Origin of the sequence: Pseudomonas sp. NA-150, from assembly GCF_044336365.1 — a bacterium.
GTDB lineage: Bacteria > Pseudomonadota > Gammaproteobacteria > Pseudomonadales > Pseudomonadaceae > Aquipseudomonas.
The window spans coordinates 4,414,149-4,431,829 of record NZ_CP172305.1; the positions used below are offsets into that span (position 1 = coordinate 4,414,149).

Below are 17,681 nucleotides of genomic sequence, written 5' to 3' on the forward strand. Positions count from 1 at the left end.
GCTTCAGATCAACGGTTGAAGTCGGACTTCCAGTAACCTTCAATACGCTGAACCAACGAGCCAGGCAGCGCTACGTAGTCCAGTGCTGCAGCCTGTTGCTGGCCGTTTTCCAGGGACCATTTGAAGAAGTCGAAAGCGGCCTTGCTCTGCTCGGCGTTTTTCGGCGACTTGTACATGATGATCCAGGTGGTAGCAGTGATCGGCCACGCGGTGTCGCCCGGTGCGTTGGTCATGATCAGGTTGAAGTCTTTGGCGCTTGCCCAATCGGCAGTGTCAGCGGCAGCCTGGAAGGCTTTGGCGTTAGGCTCGATGAACTTGCCAGCGGCGTTTTTCAGTTGAGCGTGGCTCATGCCGTTGGTTTTAGCGTAGGCGTACTCGACATAACCGACGGAGTTCTTGATCTGCTTGACGTAAGCAGCCACACCTTCGTTACCCTTGCCACCTACACCGACCGGCCACTGTGGAGCAGTACCGAAACCAGGACCGGCGTGCCATTCAGGGCTGACCTTGTCGAGGTAGTTGGTGAAGTTGAAGGTAGTGCCCGAACCGTCCGAACGGTGAACCACAGTGATGTTGGCGTCAGGCAGTTTCACGCCCGAGTTCAACGCAACGATCGCTGGATCGTTCCACTTGGTGATTTTGCCGAGGAAAATCTTCGCCAGGGTTTCGCCGTCGAGCTTCAACTCGCCAGGCTTGACGCCTTCGACGTTGATCACTGGAACGATACCGCCGATTACGCTTGGGAACTGACCCAGGCCTGCAGCTTTCAGGTCGTCAGCCGACAGAGGAGCATCGGAAGCGCCGAAGTCAACGGTGGCTGCCTTGATCTGAGCAATACCGCCGCCCGAACCGATCGACTGGTAGTTGATGCGGTTTTGAGTACTGGTGCCGTAGTCTTGGGACCACTTGGACAATACCGGGAATACGAAGCTAGAGCCTGCACCGGTTACATCAGTCGCGTGTGCCATGCCGCTCAGGCAGAGCGAAGCCAGCAAAAGCGTCAGGCGATTTTTAGTCAGCAACATCTCGGCAACACCTCAAAAATGGGGGGTTTGTGGAATTCGTCCACAAGGAAGTAGCCGTGACTATTTAATGCGCGAAATATTTCTGCTTGATGACAGTCTGTCGAGTTGGTGCGAAAAGTCCTACAGCAAAGCCCTTGCTAGAGCGCTGCCGCTCGTCGGCCGGCACGGCACCTACGGCGTTGCGCCAGACACCAATGTGTGTATCGACCTTAATCATGGAGATTCATCATGCTCAAGACGAAGATCATCACATTGGCCCTCACCAGTCTGCTGTCGACGGCCGCCCTGGCGGCGACCAGTTCCTCCTCCACCGGCCCGACCGATCCGGTCGACAACGCCCCGCGAACCCCGGCCAGCATGGAAAACGGCACGAAAACCGATGGGGTCGGCAACATGGGCAAACAATCCCAGGACAACGACACCAACGTCATGAAAGGCAACGGCGGCGGCACCGGTGCAGGCACCACCAATGGCGGCGGCATGAGCAACGGCTCGGGCATGGGCGGCAGTGGCGGCGGTGGCGCAGGGGCTGGCGCCGGCGGGACCAAGTGATTGGGTAAATTCGCAGCCCCTGGCAGTCCGGCTACAGGAAGTCATCAATCCTCCCCGCCTGCAGAAACAACAAAGCCGAAGTGTCGCCACTTCGGCTTTTTTATGTTCTGTGTTGCTTAAGCGCGGCGGGCATCCAGGCTGAAGCGACCGGCACCGAAGGCGATCACTTGCAGCAGGCCGCCGGCCATGGCGATGTTCTTGAAGAAGTGAATGAACTGGTTCTGGTCAGCCAGGTTGTGGTGGAAGGCAAGGGCCGTGACCACAGTGAACAGCGCCATGACAGTGGCAACCAAACGGGTGCGGTAGCCGAGGATCAACGCGATGCCGCCGCCAACCTCAACCAGAATCGCCAACCCCAGCGCTACCGCAGGCAGCGGCAAGCCCACCGACTGGATGTAGCCGATCATCATCGCCGGGGCGGTGATTTTCGAGAAACCCGAGAGCAGGAAGATCAGGCTGAGCAGGATTCGCCCGCCCAATGCCACGCTGGCGTTGACGGAAGATGCGTCGGAAACGTTTTGGGTCGAGGTAGAAGCGGCGGATTGCGACATGGAAGTTATCACCTGATTTAGTCAGCGAAACCGGCATGGCTTGCTGCGATGGAGTGAAGTCTGCCTGCGCGCCGCATAACGCAATAGCCGTCTAATTTCTCGGTTTATGTTCTATTTTTTCGAACGTGCTCGAATGATCACTGGTAAATTGCAGCGATACGTTCGAGGAAACCGTCATGAGTGCAGATCCAGGTACGCCGACGCTTGATCAGCTTCGGGCGTTTCTCACAGTGGTGGAAACCGGCAGCTTTGCCGGTGCCGCGCGCAAGCTGTACCGGGCGACATCGGTGGTCAGCTATGCCATTGCCAACCTGGAGTCGCAATTGGGCGTGCAGTTGTTCGACCGCAAGACCACCCGCAAACCGCAACTCACCCAGGCCGGACGCACGGTATTGGTGGAAGCACGCACCGTGTTCAATGGCGTGGATGGCTTGCGGGCCAAGGTCAAAGGTCTGATGCAGGGCCTGGAAGCCGAAATACGCCTGACGCTGGACGTGATGCTGCCAGCCTCGCGGGTGGCCGATGCACTGAAGGCGTTCAGCCTGGCCTTTCCCACGGTCACCTTGCGACTGCAGATCGAAGCGCTGGGGGCGATTGCCCAGTCGGTGCTGGACGGCGAATCGACGCTGGGCGTGAGCAGCCCATACCACACCGAAGTCAGTGGTATCGAACGTATCGGGATTGGCAGCATTGCGCTGATTCCGGTGGCATCGCCGGATCATCCATTGGCCTTGGGTAATCCAAACCCTCCGGGGGCGGCCCGCGAGCATGTGCAACTGGTGCTGTCGGATCGCTCACAACTGACCCGCGACCGGGACTACGCCGTGGTCAGCCCGCGCACCTGGCGCCTGGCGGATCTGGGTGCCAAACACATGTTGCTGCGTGAAGGCATTGGCTGGGGCAACATGCCGGTCGACCGGGTCGAGGATGACCTGGCCAGCGGCCGACTGGTGCAACTGGACCTGCCGGAGATTCGCAGCCAGCCCTACACCTTCGACGTGATCTACCGCACCGACACCCCGCCGGGGCCGGCGGCTAGATGGTTGATTGAACGGTTTGTACAGCAGGCAAGTTGATATTGCTTCTGTAGGAGCGGGCTTGCCCGCGATGGCGTTTTGTCTGATGCACCACGTCAAGCTGATCGCTGGCAAGCCAGCTCCTACAGGTTACAACGTCGGCTGCGCCCGAAAGCTCACGGCCAGGCGGTTCCAGCTGTTGATCGTGGCGATGGCCACGGTCAAGTCCACCCGCTCCCGTTCACTGAACTCACTGCACAACAGCGCGTAAATATCGTCCGGGATGTGGGTCTGCGCTACCAGGGTTACGGACTCGGCCCAGGCCAGCCCTGCCCGCTCCCGCGCGCTGAAGAACGGTGCATCGCGCCACACCGGCAAGGCGTGTAAACGGCGCTCGGTTTCGCCGCTCTTGCGCGCCTCAGTCGCGTGCAGGTCGGTGCAGAACGAGCAACCGTTAATCTGCGAGACGCGAAGTTTGATCAGTTCCAGCAGGGGTTTCTCAATCGCGAAATCAAAATTCGCCGCCTCCAGCTTGAGGATCGCCGTGACGGCTTCTGGCGAGGCTGCGTAGTAATCCAGACGGGGTTCCATAACAGCTCCTGAGGCTGAAAATTCATCACCTCCACACTAAGCTGCAGGCTGTTGTTCCCCTATAACCAATCGCGGCTATTTTCAGCACACCAAAGGGCTCAAGAGCAGCAGACCAATTTTCGACAATTTCAGGGGGCAACTTCTCAGCGCACTAAGCTTGCAGGTACTCTGCGCGTCGCACGAGCAGCCGACAGGACACCCATATGGAACTTCATGTTGTCATCAACGGCCGCAAGGATCTGGCGAGTCAGCTCTACCAGCAATTGCGCGACGCTATCGAGTCCGGCCGTCTGGCACCGGGCACCCAACTGCCACCCAGCCGCCTGCTGGCCGAGCAACTGGGGATCTCGCGCAAGACCATATCCGATACCTACGCCGTGCTCACTTACGAAAACTTTCTGGTGGGCAAGATCGGCAGCGGCACGTTCGTCAACGCGCGAATTCCCATCAGCCGCCGCAAACAAAGCCATACCGACTTTGCCAGTGCCGAGTTGATCGACTATTGGCACAACCTCAAATCCCCGCTACGGCACCCGACGCTGGAGGGCATGGCGCGCTACGATTTCATCGGCGGGGCCACGGTGAAAAACCAGTTTCCCGACGAGGAATGGCGCCGTTGCACGCAACACGCTCTGCGCCAGATTTCCAATTCGCGCGGCTACTACAGCCAGCCCGAAGGCCTGCCCGCGCTGCGCGAAGCCATCGCCCGGCATATCTCGTTCGCGCGCGGCGTGGTTTGCGTCGATGACGACGTGGTGGTGTGCAATGGCGCGCAACAAGCGCTGGATGTGATCGCCCGCGTATTGATTCGCCAGGGCGACACCGTGGCCATGGAAGACCCCGGCTACAGCCCGGCCCGCCTGTTGTTTTCCGCGCAAGGCGCAAACGTGGTCGGCGTGCCGCTGGACGATGAAGGCATCCGCGTCGACCTGATTCCCGACGGCACGCGTCTGATCTACGTCACGCCATCGCACCAGTTCCCGATGGGCATGCCCATGAGCAACGCACGCCGGGTCGCGCTGTTAAACCGCGCCCAGCAGTTGGGGGCGATCATTATCGAGGACGACTACGACAGCGAATTCCGCTACGAAGGTCGACCGACGGACTCCCTGCAAAGCATGGATGATCGCGGCAACGTGGCCTACGTCGGCACCTTCTCGAAAACCCTGCTGCCGGAACTGCGCCTTGGTTATGCGGTGCTGCCGCCAGCGATTCTCGAGGCGGTGATCATCGCCAAGCAGTTGACCGACTGCCATACCTCGACCCTGCCGCAATGGGCGCTGGCCAAGTTCATCGCCGACGGTTACCTGCAAAAACACATTCGCCGCTGCCTGGGAATCTATGCCGGGCGCCGGGAGCGAATCCTCGCGCGACTCAACAGCGACCTCGCGCCTTGGTTCGATGTGGTGCCCTCCACGGCCGGCTTCCACATGGCCGTGTTGTGCAAGGTGCCGGTGAATATTGCGCTGCTGATCGAACTGGGGAAAAAGGTCGAACTGGGCCTGTATTCCCTGGCACCGTTCTTCCATGATGCAGAAAGTAAACCGGGTCTGCTGCTCGGTTTCGGCGCCATCGAGACTCTGGACATCGACCCGGCGCTGGATCGGCTCAAGTCCTTGCTCAACCAACTCAGTTAAACATTGGCCTCGTCACTTACCGTAAAATTGGATATAGGTCTGGTACGCACTGCACGTTATTCTAACCCTGTAATAACAACCTGATTTTTTACTTCACCAGACAGGCGCACCCTCACGCCTGGTATTAACTCTGGAGACCCCCGCATGTTTATCGCAGCGATCAATACTATTCAGGTGCAGGCCATTACTTATCATTCCGATGCACTCATCGGTCAACTTGCCGGGATTGTAGAGACGTTGAGAGAAACATCGGAGTGTCTCGCTTATCGCATCACTCGCAGCGATGCCGACCCGCTGACGTGGGTTATTACCGGGCATTGGCAGAGCCAGGCGGCGATGAAGGCGCATTTCCAGCACCCGGCGTTGACAGAGTTGATGGGGTTATTACAGTGCAATGTAGTGCGCGGGATACAGCTCGATAGTTTTGTTGTTCGCTAACAAATTGGCTCCCACCGAAGAATGCGGTCCTCTGTAGGAGCTGCCGAAGGCTGCGAAGCAATTCTCCTGACGCATTGCAATCGCAGCCTTCGGCAGCTCCTACAGGGCAAGTGTATTACCTCAACATCGATGCAATGCGTTTTATTGCGGGAGCCAAGTTGTTGGCGAATGGGATTAAAACGGAACGGTTAATTTCATCCAATAAGCATCACCCTGCGCCCTGTTACGCACGTCGGTTTCCTGCTCCCACTTCGCCGTTAAAAACCAGCCCTTGTTACTGGTGTATTTAACCGAAGGGCCGATAGCAAACGCACGCCCTTTATTATCTTCAATCGTGTCACCAAACTGTTTGTCATTGGTGGTCTGTTGATACGCATAACCGCCCACGCCCACCACCCAGCCCTGACCAAAACCCCAACCCACGGCATAGTCGACATGTAACTCTTGCCCCGAGCGATAATCGGTGTCGTTGTTTTTGAAGTTAATGTCATACATGGTTTTGGCATCGATATTCAGCCCTGTCGGATCGACGTACGACAGCGCCAACACCGGCTGGACCGCCCAGTAGTTGCGGCCGATGTTGGTCAAGTCGTGCTTGTCGTAGTCTCCGGTCGGGGCCAGGAAGTCCACGGCGGCGATGATGTGCAGTTTGTCGCTCAAGTGGTAGCCCAGCGCCGGGCCGAAGATGATATCGCCCAGGCCTTGCTTGCGTTGCGACTGCCCGTTGAGATTCACTTTTAGGTCCACCAGCGGCACGATGGTGTGGAACGCCAGACTGCCGCCCAACACCTGCGAATGGGTGACCCAGATCAAGCGCGGCGCAATCGAGTTGGCCTGCACGCGAAAATCCACCGGAACCTTGTGCCCGCCGTTGTCCCGCAGCGAATCGGCCTCGTAATGCCCAACGTAAAACTGCGCATACAGCCCCGGCGGCGGCATGGCCCCAGACATGTAGTTTTCCACGCCCATCGGGTAAGTCGATCCCCCGCCTTCGGTGGCCTGAACCGCAGCGCTGAGCCCCGCCAGCAGACTCAATCCTGCACAGCACAAACCACGCTGAGTGTTGACGCCTGACGCTCTCTTCATCATGTAGACCTTTATTGTTTTTGTTGTGGTGGGTGATCGCCAGGCAAAGCGCTGCCCGGCCCCCAAAAAAGCAGTGGGCAGCAACCAAGCCTTGGCGAAAGGTGTCAGATACGTTTGAACAGTGCCGAGCGCGTCGTCTCCGTGGCGCCGTCGGCGGCGCTGTAGAAGCGTTCCATGAAGATGTCGCGCTCGAACAACCGCCCTTGCATCAGGCAGGTGATCGCTGCATCGATCATCGGCGGCGGGCCGCACAGGTAGGCTTTGTTGGCGCTGAAACGGCCGTCGAAATGCGCCTTCGCCGCTTCATGCACGTAGCCGTTGAAGCCGCTCCATTCGCTATCACCTTCGGCCTGGCTGAGGGCCGGGACGTAGATGAAGTTCGGGTGCCGTTCGGCCAGCCCTTCGAACAGTTCGCGGTTGTACAGTTCGGCGCGATTGCGCGCGCCCTGGAACAGCACGATGCGCCGTGTGTCGCCGGCTTGCAGCAGGTCGAGAATCATTGACTGCGGACTGGACAAGCCCGAGCCGCCAGCGATGAAAATCAAGTCACCGGCCTGGGAAGTACGAACGAAGAACTGCCCGTATGGCCCCGACACCTCGACGCAGTCGCCCACTTGCAACTCATGATGAATGTTCTCGGTGGCCTTGCCGCCCTCGACCAAACGCACGTGCAATTCGACTTCATCGGCGCGGCTCGGCGGGTTGGCCAGGGAGAACGCCCGCGTGCCTTCGATGCCCGGCAATTGCAGGTTGATGTACTGCCCCGACTGGAACGCCATCGGCCGATCCAGCTTCAGGTGCACGCCCTTGATCGTCGGCGACAGGTCCACCAGCGCGGTGACGACCGCGCTGTAGTCTTCCACCGGATGCCCGGCGAAATCAGGGTCGACGTCAATGTCTGCCTCGATGACCATGTCGCTTTGCGGGATGGCGCAGCAGGCGAGGATCTTGCCTTCGTCGCGCTCCATGTCCATCAGCGCAAAGGACGACGCCGCGCCCAGGTCGGCCTCACCTTCGAGGACTTGCACCTTGCAGGTGGCGCAGGTGCCGTGACCGCAGGCAAACGGCAACCACACGCCTTGGCGCAAGGCCGCCTGAAGGATGGTCTGGCCCTCCTCCACCTCAATCTGTTCGCCGGTCGGTTCGATGGTGACTTGATAACTCATGACCGTCTCCTCAGTTGAACGTGCCAGCAATGCCGTTCAAGCCTGGGGTCGCCAGATGCAGCATGCTTTTGTGGTCGATACCGTTGGCGATCAGGCTTGCCGTGTTGTTCGGCGTGAAGGCCTGACCGTTCAGGCGCCAGCTGGCGGCAGAGAAATCCACCGAAGGCGCATCCGGGTGCTGTGAAATCGACGGCTTGACCACGTTGTCGATGAAGTCGGCAAAGCGCATGTCCGGCGGCAGCGGAAAGGTAAAGGGCGCGCAAAACAGCAGGTGTTTTTCCCAGCACAGGTACACCAGTTGCAGACCGTTGAAGTTCTCCTGGCGGTCCAGGGTTTGGCCTTGGTACGGGCCGATGGCAGTCACGGGCATGATCGTGTCCTCATTATTGTTGTTGGGATGCTTGCTTGTCGTTGGGGTGCCAGTCCTGCCAGCGTCGGTGTTCCTGTGAGCCGAGGTACTCGAAGTTGTCTTCGCCGGCGTTGATGTTGTAGTAATCGCGCACCACCGATTCGACGTCCGCGCCACCGCAGTTGCCTTGCAGAATCTGGTGCACCGGCAACCAGGCCTGCACGTACTTCTCCGGCTCGTAGGTGAAGATGTCGCAGCAGCCGTCAGAGCAGAAGTGATAGCGCCCACCGTCGTGCTCGACGCTGCGATGGCTCAGCGTGGTCGGATCATCCGGCTCGCTGAAACTCAGCGGGATCTGGCAGATCTGGCACAGCATCGGCAACGTCGGGTTGTAGAAACGCTCGCCCTTCTCTTGCAGTGCGCGCCAGTGCTCGTAGCGAGGACGGTAGATCTTGTCGAAGGTGTCCGGGTATTTGGCCGAGAGCCAGTCCAGTTCTTCGTCAGTCGGCATCCAAGTGTGGAAGTTGGTGGCCTGGCTGTACTGGTAAAAGATCGACCAGGCCTGATGGCTGATGTGTTCCTTGCCGATGTTGGCCTCTTCGACGTATTTCGGCGGACGAATGCCGTAGCGTTCCAGGTCCTTGAACAGCGCCCCGCCCGCCTCTTCGAAATACACGCCCCAGGCTTCCGACCAGGACATGACTTTGTTCGGCAGCATGTAGTCCATCATCATCCCGACCAGGGTCAGCAGGCGGTAACCGCGCCAGAACCACTTGTCGATCCAGCGCTGGATGATCGGCACGTTGTCTTCGTGTTGTTCCAGCAGGAACTTGATCACTTCCAGGCCGAGGGTCATGTGCCGGGCTTCGTCGGACTGCGCGGAGAAGCCGAAGGTCACGGTGGCCATGTCGCCGTTGAACGCCGCACCGGACATGAACGGCACGAATAACAGGTTGGTCAGCACGTATTCGAAGGAGAAGGATATCGCCGTCAGGAACTCGAACGGGCCAGCGGTACGGGCGTCTTCGAAGAATGATTTCGGCACCGAGAGGAACCACACCCGGTCGTGCATGTGAGCAAAGTCATGCAGGCCGTTGAAGTGTTTGTTGTAGTGACTCATGGCGTGAATCTGCGTCTGCACATGCCGCAACTCATCGATGGCCTGCATCTGGCACGCGACCCGCGCACCGGCGCCACTGAACTGCCGACCAACCCGCGCGAAGCCTTGATACGCCTGGTATTCCAGCGGCGTGACGCCCGACAGGAACAGCTTCAGGGCGTTGACGTAACGGGCGTCGGACAGCGTGGTGTGGCCGTTGTTTTGCGAGAAGGCATCGAAGATCGCGTAGAGTTTTTTCTCTTTCTCGGCCTGGTATTTCCAGTAGGTGTCCATGGTCAGGCGGAACGGGTCTTCCCACTTGTCCCAATCGGTAATCTTGATGCCCTCGAAGCGCTCGTGGGGGAAGATATCTTCGTGGCGTTGGTAGCTAGGCTCCCAGTCCAGATCACGGGTCATGCAGCGGTATTTCTCTTTCGCATTCAGGCGTTTTTTAGCGGCCATGAGGTTTCTCCCGGCTCTTGTAGTTGTAGGGGCGATTAGTTGTTCCAGTGCAGGGAAAAGCTGTCGTCTTCCTCCTCGACGTTGCCGCCGAGGGTGATCACGTACATCAGCATTTCCTGAATGTCCCAGGTGCTGCCGGTGATGCCTTCCACGGTGTCGCGGCGGATGTCGAGGCGGCCTTCGGCTTCGATGCGGATCATCGACGGCTGGTACTGCACCTCGGCGCCGGGGTTGTCCTGGACGATGGCGTCGACGATGGCGCGCGAGTAATCGGTGTCCTGCAGGTTGATGTACACACGGGATTTCATGCCGATACTCCGGTCAGGCCGATTTTCTTCAGGCGCGTGGCGAACTCGCTGCAGACACTGTCCAGCGCCGACGCGTCGAGACCTTTGGCGGTGAGTGGACGCAAGGCCTGCACCGCGCGCTGGCTCCAGACATCGATCCAGGTTTCGACCCTGGCCTTGTTCTCCGGGCTTTCGTTGATCACGGTTTTCACCAGCGCATCAACCCAGCGTTGGCTCTCGGCGAACCACAGGCGCATGAATTCGGTGAGCATGCCGACCTGTCCGGCGCCGTTGGCGCTCAGTTGATCGTCGAATTTATGGAACAGCAGCGGGTAGACCAAACCGTCGCTGACCAGGTTTTGCGCCAGGGTCAGCTCGAACCAGTCGCGCACCACCAGGCTGTCTTCGACGTAGCGACGCAGGCCCTGCCAGGCCGGATCGGCCATCCACAATTGCTTGGCCTCGGCGAGAATGGTCACGTCGCCGTCGTCGAGCATCAGGCCGATGCGTGTCAGGTATTGGGCGATGCCCAGCCGGTCCATGGCCTGGAACATGTGCATCTGGGTCAGGCTGGTGCCGAAGCCGTCGGCGGCGATGTTGCTGTTGTTCATGTTGGCGCCCAGCTCAGCGTGACGCAGCGGCAGGAGCAAGGTGCAGATCTGTTGGCGGCTCTGCGGATCGAGGCTGGCGAGCATGTTGCGCTTCTCGCAGAAGGCGTAATCGTGCTCGGCGTTTTCCTGCATCTTGGCCCGCGCCCCGACGTAGGCGCCGTAGTAGTACTGGCGTGGGTCGCTCACCGAACCCCAATCAGCCATGACCACCGCGGTGCGGGTCTGGTCGTTGAGCAATTTGTCCGGCTGCCACAACGGGCGGTAATGGAAGTTGGTCGCCGACTCCAGGTCGAAACTGGCTTCCTGATAGCGACTGGCGACTTTGTCACCGAAGCGGCGACGGGTATGACTGAAGGTATTGCGAATCGTCGCTACCGTCGTCGTCTTGATTTCAACACTCATGGCTCAGGGTCCTGTCATTGTTTTTGTGGGGGTCAGCCGGTATGGCGATGTTGGGTGTTGCCTGCAAAATGTCTGGTGCCTGTCAGGCATCCCGCTTCAGTCGCTCAACTCGCCGTACCGCCACTTGCGCATGTCCGCATCGACCGCCGCGCACATCTGGGCGTCCATGTGCTGGACGTTGTTGACGTCGCAGAACTGCTGAAACGCCTGGCGCGGCAACACCAGTTCGACGTACAGGTCAGGCGTGCCAATGGCGAAGTCGAACTCGACGAACGTGGCCTGCTCCGGACTGCGGACCCGCACGTAGCGCGGTATACGATCAAAGGGGGTGGGTGTCTGCTTCATGCTCAGCTCCTCGCTCGGGCTGATCAGGACAGAGCAACGGCTATGCCAGACTGCGAGGAAGGTATTTTTTATTAACTTAAAAACTTGATTTATAAGGATTAAATAACCGTCTCGCACACCCGGGGTGCGCCTCCCAGCGCCGAACCACAACCCGGCGGCAGGACCGGAATTAACCATTTGATCAATCGAAAAACGGCTTTTGAGCAAATGGACCAACGATCCCCACAATTGACTTTCTCGGCGAATTCAGGCCGTGTAATAAAAGGATTCAGAGATTGCCGTTTACCTGAGACGCGATCCGGATCTGCAAAACGTCCCTATAAAAAAACAACAGGGGTCAGCGTGCATGACGATGAAATACAGGGCTTCGGAGCATTCTCCGTTGCTCAAGGACTTGACCGACCGCATCCGGTTTCTGGGCAGCGAAGGCAAGATCTGGCTCGACGAACAACGTATGTTGCTGATGCAAGTGTCAGCCATGGCCTCGTGTCGTCGGGAGCTGATCGAGATGATTGGCGAGGAGCGCGCCAAGGGATTCTTCCTGCGTCTGGGCTATCAGTCCGGGCTCAAAGATGCAGAACTTGCGCGTAAACTTCGGCCAAATGGCAGCGATATCGAGATGTTCCTCACCGGCCCGCAACTGCACTCTTTGAAGGGCATGGTCAATGTGCGGCCGATTGAAATGAACATCGACCTGGAGAGCGGCCAGTTCTACGCCGACATCGAATGGCTCGATTCCTTCGAGGTGGAAAACCACCAGAGCGAGCACCTGGAATCGCGGCAACCGGTGTGTTGGATGCTGTTGGGCTATGCCATCAGCTACACCTCGTTTTTCGTCGGTCGGCAAATCATCTACAAGGAAGTCAGCTGTCGCGGTTGTGGTGATTCGCAATGTCGGATCATCGGCAAACCCGCCGAGGAATGGGACGACGCCGAAGCCTTCATGCGCTATTTCCAGAGTGACCCGATCATCGATGAACTGCGCACCTTGCAGATTCAGGTCGAGAGCCTGAGCCAACGCCTGGAACTGCGCGCCGGGCAGTTTTACGGCATCGGTCAATCGGCGGTGTATCGCAAAACCTGCAACCTGATCGACAAGGCCGCGCCGGGCAAAGCGTCGGTGTTGCTGCTGGGTGAAACCGGGGTCGGCAAAGAGATCATCGCCCGCAGCGTGCACCTGCGCAGCGAACGCGCGGGCGGTCCTTTCATTGCACTCAACTGCGCGGCGATCTCACCGGACCTGATCGAGGCCGAGCTGTTCGGCGTCGAAAAAGGCGCTTACACCGGTGCCCAGCAATCGCGGATGGGCCGCTTCGAACGGGCCAATGGCGGCACGCTGTTTCTTGACGAGATCATCGAACTCACGCCCCGCGCCCAGGCCAGCCTGCTGCGGGTGTTGCAGGAAGGCGAACTGGAGCGCGTCGGCGACAGCCAGACCCGCCGCGTCGACGTGCGGGTCATTGCCGCGACCCACGAGGACCTGGCACAAGCGGTCAAGGCCGGGCGTTTCCGCGCGGATCTGTATTATCGGCTCAACGTGTATCCGGTGAAGATTCCGGCCTTGCGTGAACGGCGCGAGGACATTCCGCTGCTGATCGAGCACTTCCTCGACAAGCTGCACGCCACCTACCAGAAGAAAAACCTCGGCCTCTCGGACCGCGCGCTGGAAGCCTGTCTACGCTATGACTGGCCGGGCAACATTCGCGAACTGGAGAACCTGATCGAGCGCGGGGTGATCATCACCGACAACAACCAGAGCATCTCGGTGGAAGCGCTGTTTCCGCACCTGTCCGATGAGGCGCAGAGCATTGGTCTGACCAGCGAAGGCAATCTGGTCACTCAGGAAGTCGACATTGGCAGCGACTGGGTCGAGCAGTTGATTGACCTGGGCTTGAGTCTGGAGACCGTCGAGCAGGCGTTGATGCAAGGGGCGCTGAAACGGACTCAGCAGAACGTTTCAGAAGCCGCGCGCCTGCTGGGCATGACCCGGCCGGCGTTGGCGTATCGGTTGAAGAAGTAAGGCCCACTCTCTGTAGGAGCTGCCGAAGGCTGCGATCGCCTGGGCACCAGGCGTCGTTGTTGAAGGCTTGAAGGTCCTGCGGACCTTATCGCAGCCTGCGGCAGCTCCTACAGGGGTGTTTGTGTCGTCAGGGAATTGGTCACCCGATCTTTCCCGGAATTGGGAGTGTCCCGCCCTCTATGCCTGGCTTAGTTTGATCACACCGACACTCACCAGGAACACCGTCATGAAAAAACTCAACGTCATCGCTGCGACCCTTGCTGGACTGGCTCTGTCTGTTTCCCTCGGTGCTTTTGCCCATGACCCTGAGCACGAAAAGATCACCATTCTGGAAGAGCACCCTACCCTGAACATCCCGGGTAAAAAAGTGTTGGTCCTGACCGTCGACTACCTGCCGGGCCAGGCGTCGATGGCGCACACCCATGCCGGCACCACCGTGGCTTACGTGCTGGAAGGCGAGGTCATATCCAAGGTCAACGACGGTCCGGAAACTACTTATAAACCGGGTCAGACCTTCTACGAACCCGCAGGCGCCAAGCACTACGTGTCGAAGAACGCCAGCGCCACCAAACCGGCAAAACTGCTGGTGTACATGGTGCTCGACGAGAAAGACGCGCCGCTCAGCCCAATGCCGAAGTAAGCCCCTGGGGCGTCCACTGCACGTAGCAGACTACGACGGGCATCTCGTGCTCGGCGCAGAAATCCAGCCAGCGCAGTTGGTTGTCTTGCAGGCGGTCGCCGGGCCCTTTGACTTCGATCATGCGGTAGCGCCGCTGCTCCGGGTAAAACTGGATCAGGTCAGGCATGCCGCTGCGGTTGGCCTTGATGTCCAGCAACAGGCGGCGAAACCAGTGCCGCAAGTGCTCGGCGGGCAAGCAATGCAGTGCCTGTTCCAGTAATTCCTCGGTCAACGCGCCCCAGAACACGAACGGCGATTGCAGCCCTTGCTTGCTGTAGAAGTGCTGGCGAATGGTCGTTTGATACCGCTCTGAATCCAGTTGCTGCAAACAGTCATCGAACAACTGAGCTCGCCGCGCATGGAAATCCGGGCTGTGCAGATCGCTCGGCCCGGTATGAAACGGGTGAAAGAACGCCCCCGGCAACGGCGCGAAAATCGCCGGCCAGCAGAGTAAACCGAACAACGAATTGATCAGTGCGTTCTCGACGTAATGCACCGGCCCTGCCTCGTCCGCCAGGTGCAGTTGGACCATCTGCTCGACGCTCAGGTCCAGCGCCTGATCCACTGTCAGGTCCAGACGGGTCAAGACCGCCGCCGCACGACGACGCTCAGTGGGCAGACCCAATTTGCGTTGCAGGCGCGGCAGTATGCGCAGCAGGTGTTGTGATTCGGCGGCATTTTCCGGGGCCAATTGCGCGATTTGCAGCATGTCCATGGCGTCGGCAAAGGCTTCGCTGCGTTCCATTACCCGAATCCGCCGCACTCGGACGCCGGGATAGCTGCAATCGCCATACACCGCCAACGCCAGTGGCCAGTCTTGAACCCGTTCTGCCTGCTGGCCGATGTTGAACAGCAATCGGGCACGACGACTCTGCAGCCACGGGTTGGCGCAGCCGATCGCAATCGCCTGCTGCGCCAGTTCCGACAAGTCCGCCCCGTCTTCCAGCGCTTGCGCACAGGCATGCAGCTCAAGGCACACATCAATATCGGCGCGCTGATTAATGGCTCTGGAGTCTCGCGAGAAATCGACCGTTTCATACCGATACACCCCCAGATCTGCGAGCACGATTTCCGACCACTCCTGATACAGGTTGCCGAAATACAACAGCCGCAAACGCTCGCACAGCGGCATCACGGTCAGGCCGTAAATCACCTCATCCAGCGCGGCATGCCATTGATCCAGCGCTTGAGCCTCCGGGTAATGCTCGCGCAGGCGATCCTGCAGCTCGGTTTTTTTCGCGGCGCTTTTCAGCCCGTGCGCCTTGAAACAGGCGAGCAATTCGTCCTTGCGCAGCAGGGCGAACAGCTCATCCAGATTCAACGCCGGACGCGCATCGACCCAACCTTTTACCACCAGCGGCACGACTGCCGCGACCACCTCGCCAATCTCGTCATAGCTCAGCTTGCTCGCGCGAAACAGCGTGCCCTTGCGCATTACCATGCGCACCAGCAAGCCCTGCGCCGGTTGCGGCAGACCGAGAAAGTCGTCGATGAATTGCCGTTCCGACAGGTCGAGCAGGTCGTCGTAACGGGCGCTGATCCACTCCAGCACGTGGCGGAAGTTGTCGAGGTAATACAGGGGGTTTTCGAGCGGATTGCTGATCACGGGAGAACTTTTAGTTATGTGGGTTATCTGGCAGAGCACAACTAACTGTAGGCGCTGCCGCAGGCTGCTATGCGCTCGGCACGACCGTCATGAAGGGACCGCTATGCGGTCCATCGCAGCCTTCGGCAGCGCCTACAGGGGGGGCTGCGGTGCACTCAACTCAACGACGACGACCCTACATCCCCGCTGATGGTTGAATCGAGTTTGTCCGAGTCAATGAAGTCATCCAGGCCCAGCACGTCCAGGTCGAGTTCGCCACCGTAGCCATCGTCGTCATCGGCGTCCGAATCGTTCAGCGGCGATTGGTCGCCACCGAAGATAGTGGCGAACAGCAGTCGTTCCTGGGTCAACGCTTGCGAGTACACATCCATTGGGGTGTCTCCCTTCTACTAACTTAAGTCGATGCGCTACTTGCACACGTTCAAGTGTCCTGTCTCGGAAACAATTATTTTCGAGACAGGACACTCTGGACAGGTTAACCCAGGCAGCGCCGGGAAATCACCCCGAATCAGGCACCTTTGAGCTGTTCGATGACGCCCACCGCCTTGAGCTGATCCAGCTGTGCCAACGAAAGGCCCAGTCGCTCACCCAACACCTGGTCGGTGTGTTGTCCGAGCATCGGCGCCGGTCGTTCGTACTCCACCGGGGTGCCGGACATCTTGATCGGGCTGCCAACCATGGCGAAGTCCTTGTTCTGCGGGTGCGGGATCTTCACCAGCATGTTGCGCGCCTTGACTTGCGGCTCCTCCAGCGACTGGGCAATGTTGTTGATCGCCCCTACCGGCACCTTGTACGCATGAATCTTCGACACCCACTCGTCGACCGTACCACCGAGGAAATGCTCCGACAGCAGTGCGACGATTTCCGCCCGATGGGCCACGCGGTCGGCGTTACGACGGAAACGTGGATCGTTGGGCAGCTCCGGCAAACCAATGCTTTGGCACAAGGCGACGAACTGGCTGTCGTTGCCACAGGCAATGATGAAGTCGCGGTCGCTGGCGTGGAACACCTGATACGGCACGATGTTGGCGTGGGCGTTGCCATAGCGCGGCGGCACTTTGCCCGACGCGAGGAAGTTCATGCTTTGATTGGCCAGCGTCGCCACCTGCACATCGAGCAAGGCCATGTCGATGTGCTGACCCAAGCCCGTACGTTCGCGACTGATCAACGCCGCCTGAATCGCCACCGTGGAATACAACCCGGTCATCAGGTCGGAAAACGCCACGCCGGCTTTTTGTGGACCGCCGCCCGGCAAGTCGTCGCGCTCGCCGGTGATGCTCATCAGTCCGCCCATCCCTTGGATGATGAAGTCATAGCCCGGTTCTTCGGCGCGCGGGCCGGTCTGGCCGAAACCGGTGATCGAGCAATAGATCAAGCGCGGATTGAGCTCGGCCAGGGTTGCGTAGTCCAGCCCGTACTTGGCCAGCGATCCGGCCTTGTAGTTTTCGATCAACACATCGGAGCTGGTGGCCAGCGCTTGCACTAATTGCTGCCCTTCGACGCTGGCCAGGTCAATGGACACCGACAGCTTTCCGCGATTGGTCGATTGGTAATACGCCGCTTCGGCCGAGGCATCACCCTCCCCGGTTTTCATCCACGGCGGACCCCAGCCACGGGTGTCGTCGCCACTGATCGGTCGTTCGATCTTCACCACCTCGGCGCCCAGATCGGCCAGGGTCTGGCCGCACCATGGCCCGGCCAATACCCGGCTCAGGTCCAGTACGCGAAGTCCACTCAATGCACCCATTGTTCTTATACC

At 59.3% G+C, this 17,681-nt stretch carries 20 protein-coding genes; 6 read left to right on the plus strand and 14 right to left on the minus strand.

Annotated elements, in window-relative coordinates:
- Nucleotides 1-8: 8 nt before the first annotated feature.
- Together pstS and ACF0H7_RS20915 are read right to left on the minus strand one after the other, a co-directional pair.
- Nucleotides 9-1,025 carry a phosphate ABC transporter substrate-binding protein PstS gene (gene pstS / locus ACF0H7_RS20910; RefSeq protein ID WP_397448769.1) on the minus strand — a complete coding sequence of 339 codons (1,017 nt, stop codon included), beginning with the start codon at nt 1,023-1,025 and terminating at the stop codon, nt 9-11.
- A 64-nt stretch (nt 1,026-1,089) separates the two neighbouring features.
- On the minus strand, nt 1,090-1,242 hold the full coding sequence (locus ACF0H7_RS20915) for a hypothetical protein (RefSeq protein WP_397448770.1): 153 nt from the start codon (nt 1,240-1,242) through the stop codon (nt 1,090-1,092).
- A gap of 11 nt (nt 1,243-1,253) precedes the next feature.
- Between ACF0H7_RS20915 and ACF0H7_RS20920 the strand changes: the two genes are divergently transcribed.
- On the plus strand, nt 1,254-1,577 hold the full coding sequence (locus tag ACF0H7_RS20920; RefSeq protein ID WP_397448771.1) for a hypothetical protein: 324 nt from the start codon (nt 1,254-1,256) through the stop codon (nt 1,575-1,577).
- A gap of 116 nt (nt 1,578-1,693) precedes the next feature.
- On the opposite strand, the gene ACF0H7_RS20925 is transcribed toward ACF0H7_RS20920, so the two are convergent.
- Nucleotides 1,694-2,128, minus strand: coding sequence for a DoxX family protein (locus ACF0H7_RS20925; protein ID WP_397448772.1), 435 nt, complete (start codon nt 2,126-2,128; stop codon nt 1,694-1,696).
- A gap of 176 nt (nt 2,129-2,304) precedes the next feature.
- On the opposite strand from ACF0H7_RS20925, the gene ACF0H7_RS20930 reads away from it, so the two are divergent.
- Entirely contained in the window at nt 2,305-3,204 is a 900-nt protein-coding gene (locus ACF0H7_RS20930; RefSeq protein WP_397448773.1) for a LysR family transcriptional regulator, read from the plus strand.
- 90 nt (nt 3,205-3,294) lie between these two features.
- On the opposite strand, the gene ACF0H7_RS20935 is transcribed toward ACF0H7_RS20930, so the two are convergent.
- Nucleotides 3,295-3,735, minus strand: a complete 441-nt coding sequence (locus ACF0H7_RS20935) for a carboxymuconolactone decarboxylase family protein (RefSeq protein ID WP_397448774.1) — start codon at nt 3,733-3,735, stop codon at nt 3,295-3,297.
- 203 nt (nt 3,736-3,938) lie between these two features.
- Here ACF0H7_RS20935 and ACF0H7_RS20940 point away from each other — a divergent pair, with 203 nt between their 5' ends.
- Nucleotides 3,939-5,372, plus strand: coding sequence for a PLP-dependent aminotransferase family protein (locus ACF0H7_RS20940; protein ID WP_397448775.1), 1,434 nt, complete (start codon nt 3,939-3,941; stop codon nt 5,370-5,372).
- Between the two features lie 144 nt (nt 5,373-5,516).
- A complete protein-coding gene (locus ACF0H7_RS20945; protein ID WP_397448776.1) occupies nt 5,517-5,810 on the plus strand; it encodes an antibiotic biosynthesis monooxygenase family protein in 294 nt (97 codons plus the stop codon).
- A 174-nt stretch (nt 5,811-5,984) separates the two neighbouring features.
- On the opposite strand, the gene ACF0H7_RS20950 is transcribed toward ACF0H7_RS20945, so the two are convergent.
- From ACF0H7_RS20950 to ACF0H7_RS20980, 7 genes are all read right to left on the minus strand, one after another.
- Nucleotides 5,985-6,896 (minus strand): transporter, encoded by a 912-nt coding sequence (locus ACF0H7_RS20950; protein ID WP_397448777.1) that lies wholly within the window; start codon nt 6,894-6,896, stop codon nt 5,985-5,987.
- A gap of 104 nt (nt 6,897-7,000) precedes the next feature.
- Nucleotides 7,001-8,062 (minus strand): NADH:ubiquinone reductase (Na(+)-transporting) subunit F, encoded by a 1,062-nt coding sequence (locus tag ACF0H7_RS20955; RefSeq protein ID WP_397448778.1) that lies wholly within the window; start codon nt 8,060-8,062, stop codon nt 7,001-7,003.
- Nucleotides 8,063-8,072: 10 nt separating this feature from the next.
- Nucleotides 8,073-8,432, minus strand: coding sequence for a phenol hydroxylase subunit P4 (locus tag ACF0H7_RS20960; RefSeq protein WP_397448779.1), 360 nt, complete (start codon nt 8,430-8,432; stop codon nt 8,073-8,075).
- A 13-nt stretch (nt 8,433-8,445) separates the two neighbouring features.
- The gene (locus ACF0H7_RS20965; protein WP_397448780.1) at nt 8,446-9,972 is read right to left on the minus strand and encodes an aromatic/alkene/methane monooxygenase hydroxylase/oxygenase subunit alpha; all 1,527 of its coding nucleotides are present in this window, start codon (nt 9,970-9,972) and stop codon (nt 8,446-8,448) included.
- Between the two features lie 35 nt (nt 9,973-10,007).
- On the minus strand, nt 10,008-10,280 hold the full coding sequence (locus ACF0H7_RS20970; RefSeq protein WP_397448781.1) for an MmoB/DmpM family protein: 273 nt from the start codon (nt 10,278-10,280) through the stop codon (nt 10,008-10,010).
- Complete coding sequence (locus ACF0H7_RS20975) at nt 10,277-11,272, minus strand: aromatic/alkene monooxygenase hydroxylase subunit beta (RefSeq protein ID WP_397448782.1); 996 nt, start codon at nt 11,270-11,272, stop codon at nt 10,277-10,279. The genes ACF0H7_RS20970 and ACF0H7_RS20975 overlap by 4 nt, the downstream gene beginning before the upstream one ends.
- A gap of 96 nt (nt 11,273-11,368) precedes the next feature.
- A complete protein-coding gene (locus ACF0H7_RS20980; protein ID WP_397448783.1) occupies nt 11,369-11,617 on the minus strand; it encodes a phenol hydroxylase subunit in 249 nt (82 codons plus the stop codon).
- Nucleotides 11,618-11,963: 346 nt separating this feature from the next.
- On the opposite strand from ACF0H7_RS20980, the gene ACF0H7_RS20985 reads away from it, so the two are divergent.
- Both ACF0H7_RS20985 and ACF0H7_RS20990 read left to right on the plus strand, forming a co-directional pair.
- A complete protein-coding gene (locus tag ACF0H7_RS20985) occupies nt 11,964-13,637 on the plus strand; it encodes a sigma 54-interacting transcriptional regulator (protein ID WP_397448784.1) in 1,674 nt (557 codons plus the stop codon).
- A gap of 226 nt (nt 13,638-13,863) precedes the next feature.
- Nucleotides 13,864-14,277: a cupin domain-containing protein gene (locus tag ACF0H7_RS20990; RefSeq protein ID WP_397448785.1), complete on the plus strand. Its 414-nt coding sequence runs from the start codon at nt 13,864-13,866 to the stop codon at nt 14,275-14,277.
- Here ACF0H7_RS20990 and ACF0H7_RS20995 read toward each other — a convergent pair.
- The 3 genes from ACF0H7_RS20995 to ACF0H7_RS21005 form a co-directional block, all read right to left on the minus strand.
- The gene (locus tag ACF0H7_RS20995) at nt 14,258-15,922 is read right to left on the minus strand and encodes a VRR-NUC domain-containing protein (RefSeq protein WP_397448786.1); all 1,665 of its coding nucleotides are present in this window, start codon (nt 15,920-15,922) and stop codon (nt 14,258-14,260) included. The genes ACF0H7_RS20990 and ACF0H7_RS20995 overlap by 20 nt on opposite strands.
- A gap of 155 nt (nt 15,923-16,077) precedes the next feature.
- The gene (locus tag ACF0H7_RS21000) at nt 16,078-16,293 is read right to left on the minus strand and encodes a hypothetical protein (RefSeq protein WP_397448787.1); all 216 of its coding nucleotides are present in this window, start codon (nt 16,291-16,293) and stop codon (nt 16,078-16,080) included.
- Between the two features lie 137 nt (nt 16,294-16,430).
- Entirely contained in the window at nt 16,431-17,669 is a 1,239-nt protein-coding gene (locus tag ACF0H7_RS21005) for a CaiB/BaiF CoA transferase family protein (protein ID WP_397448788.1), read from the minus strand.
- Nucleotides 17,670-17,681: the final 12 nt, after the last annotated feature.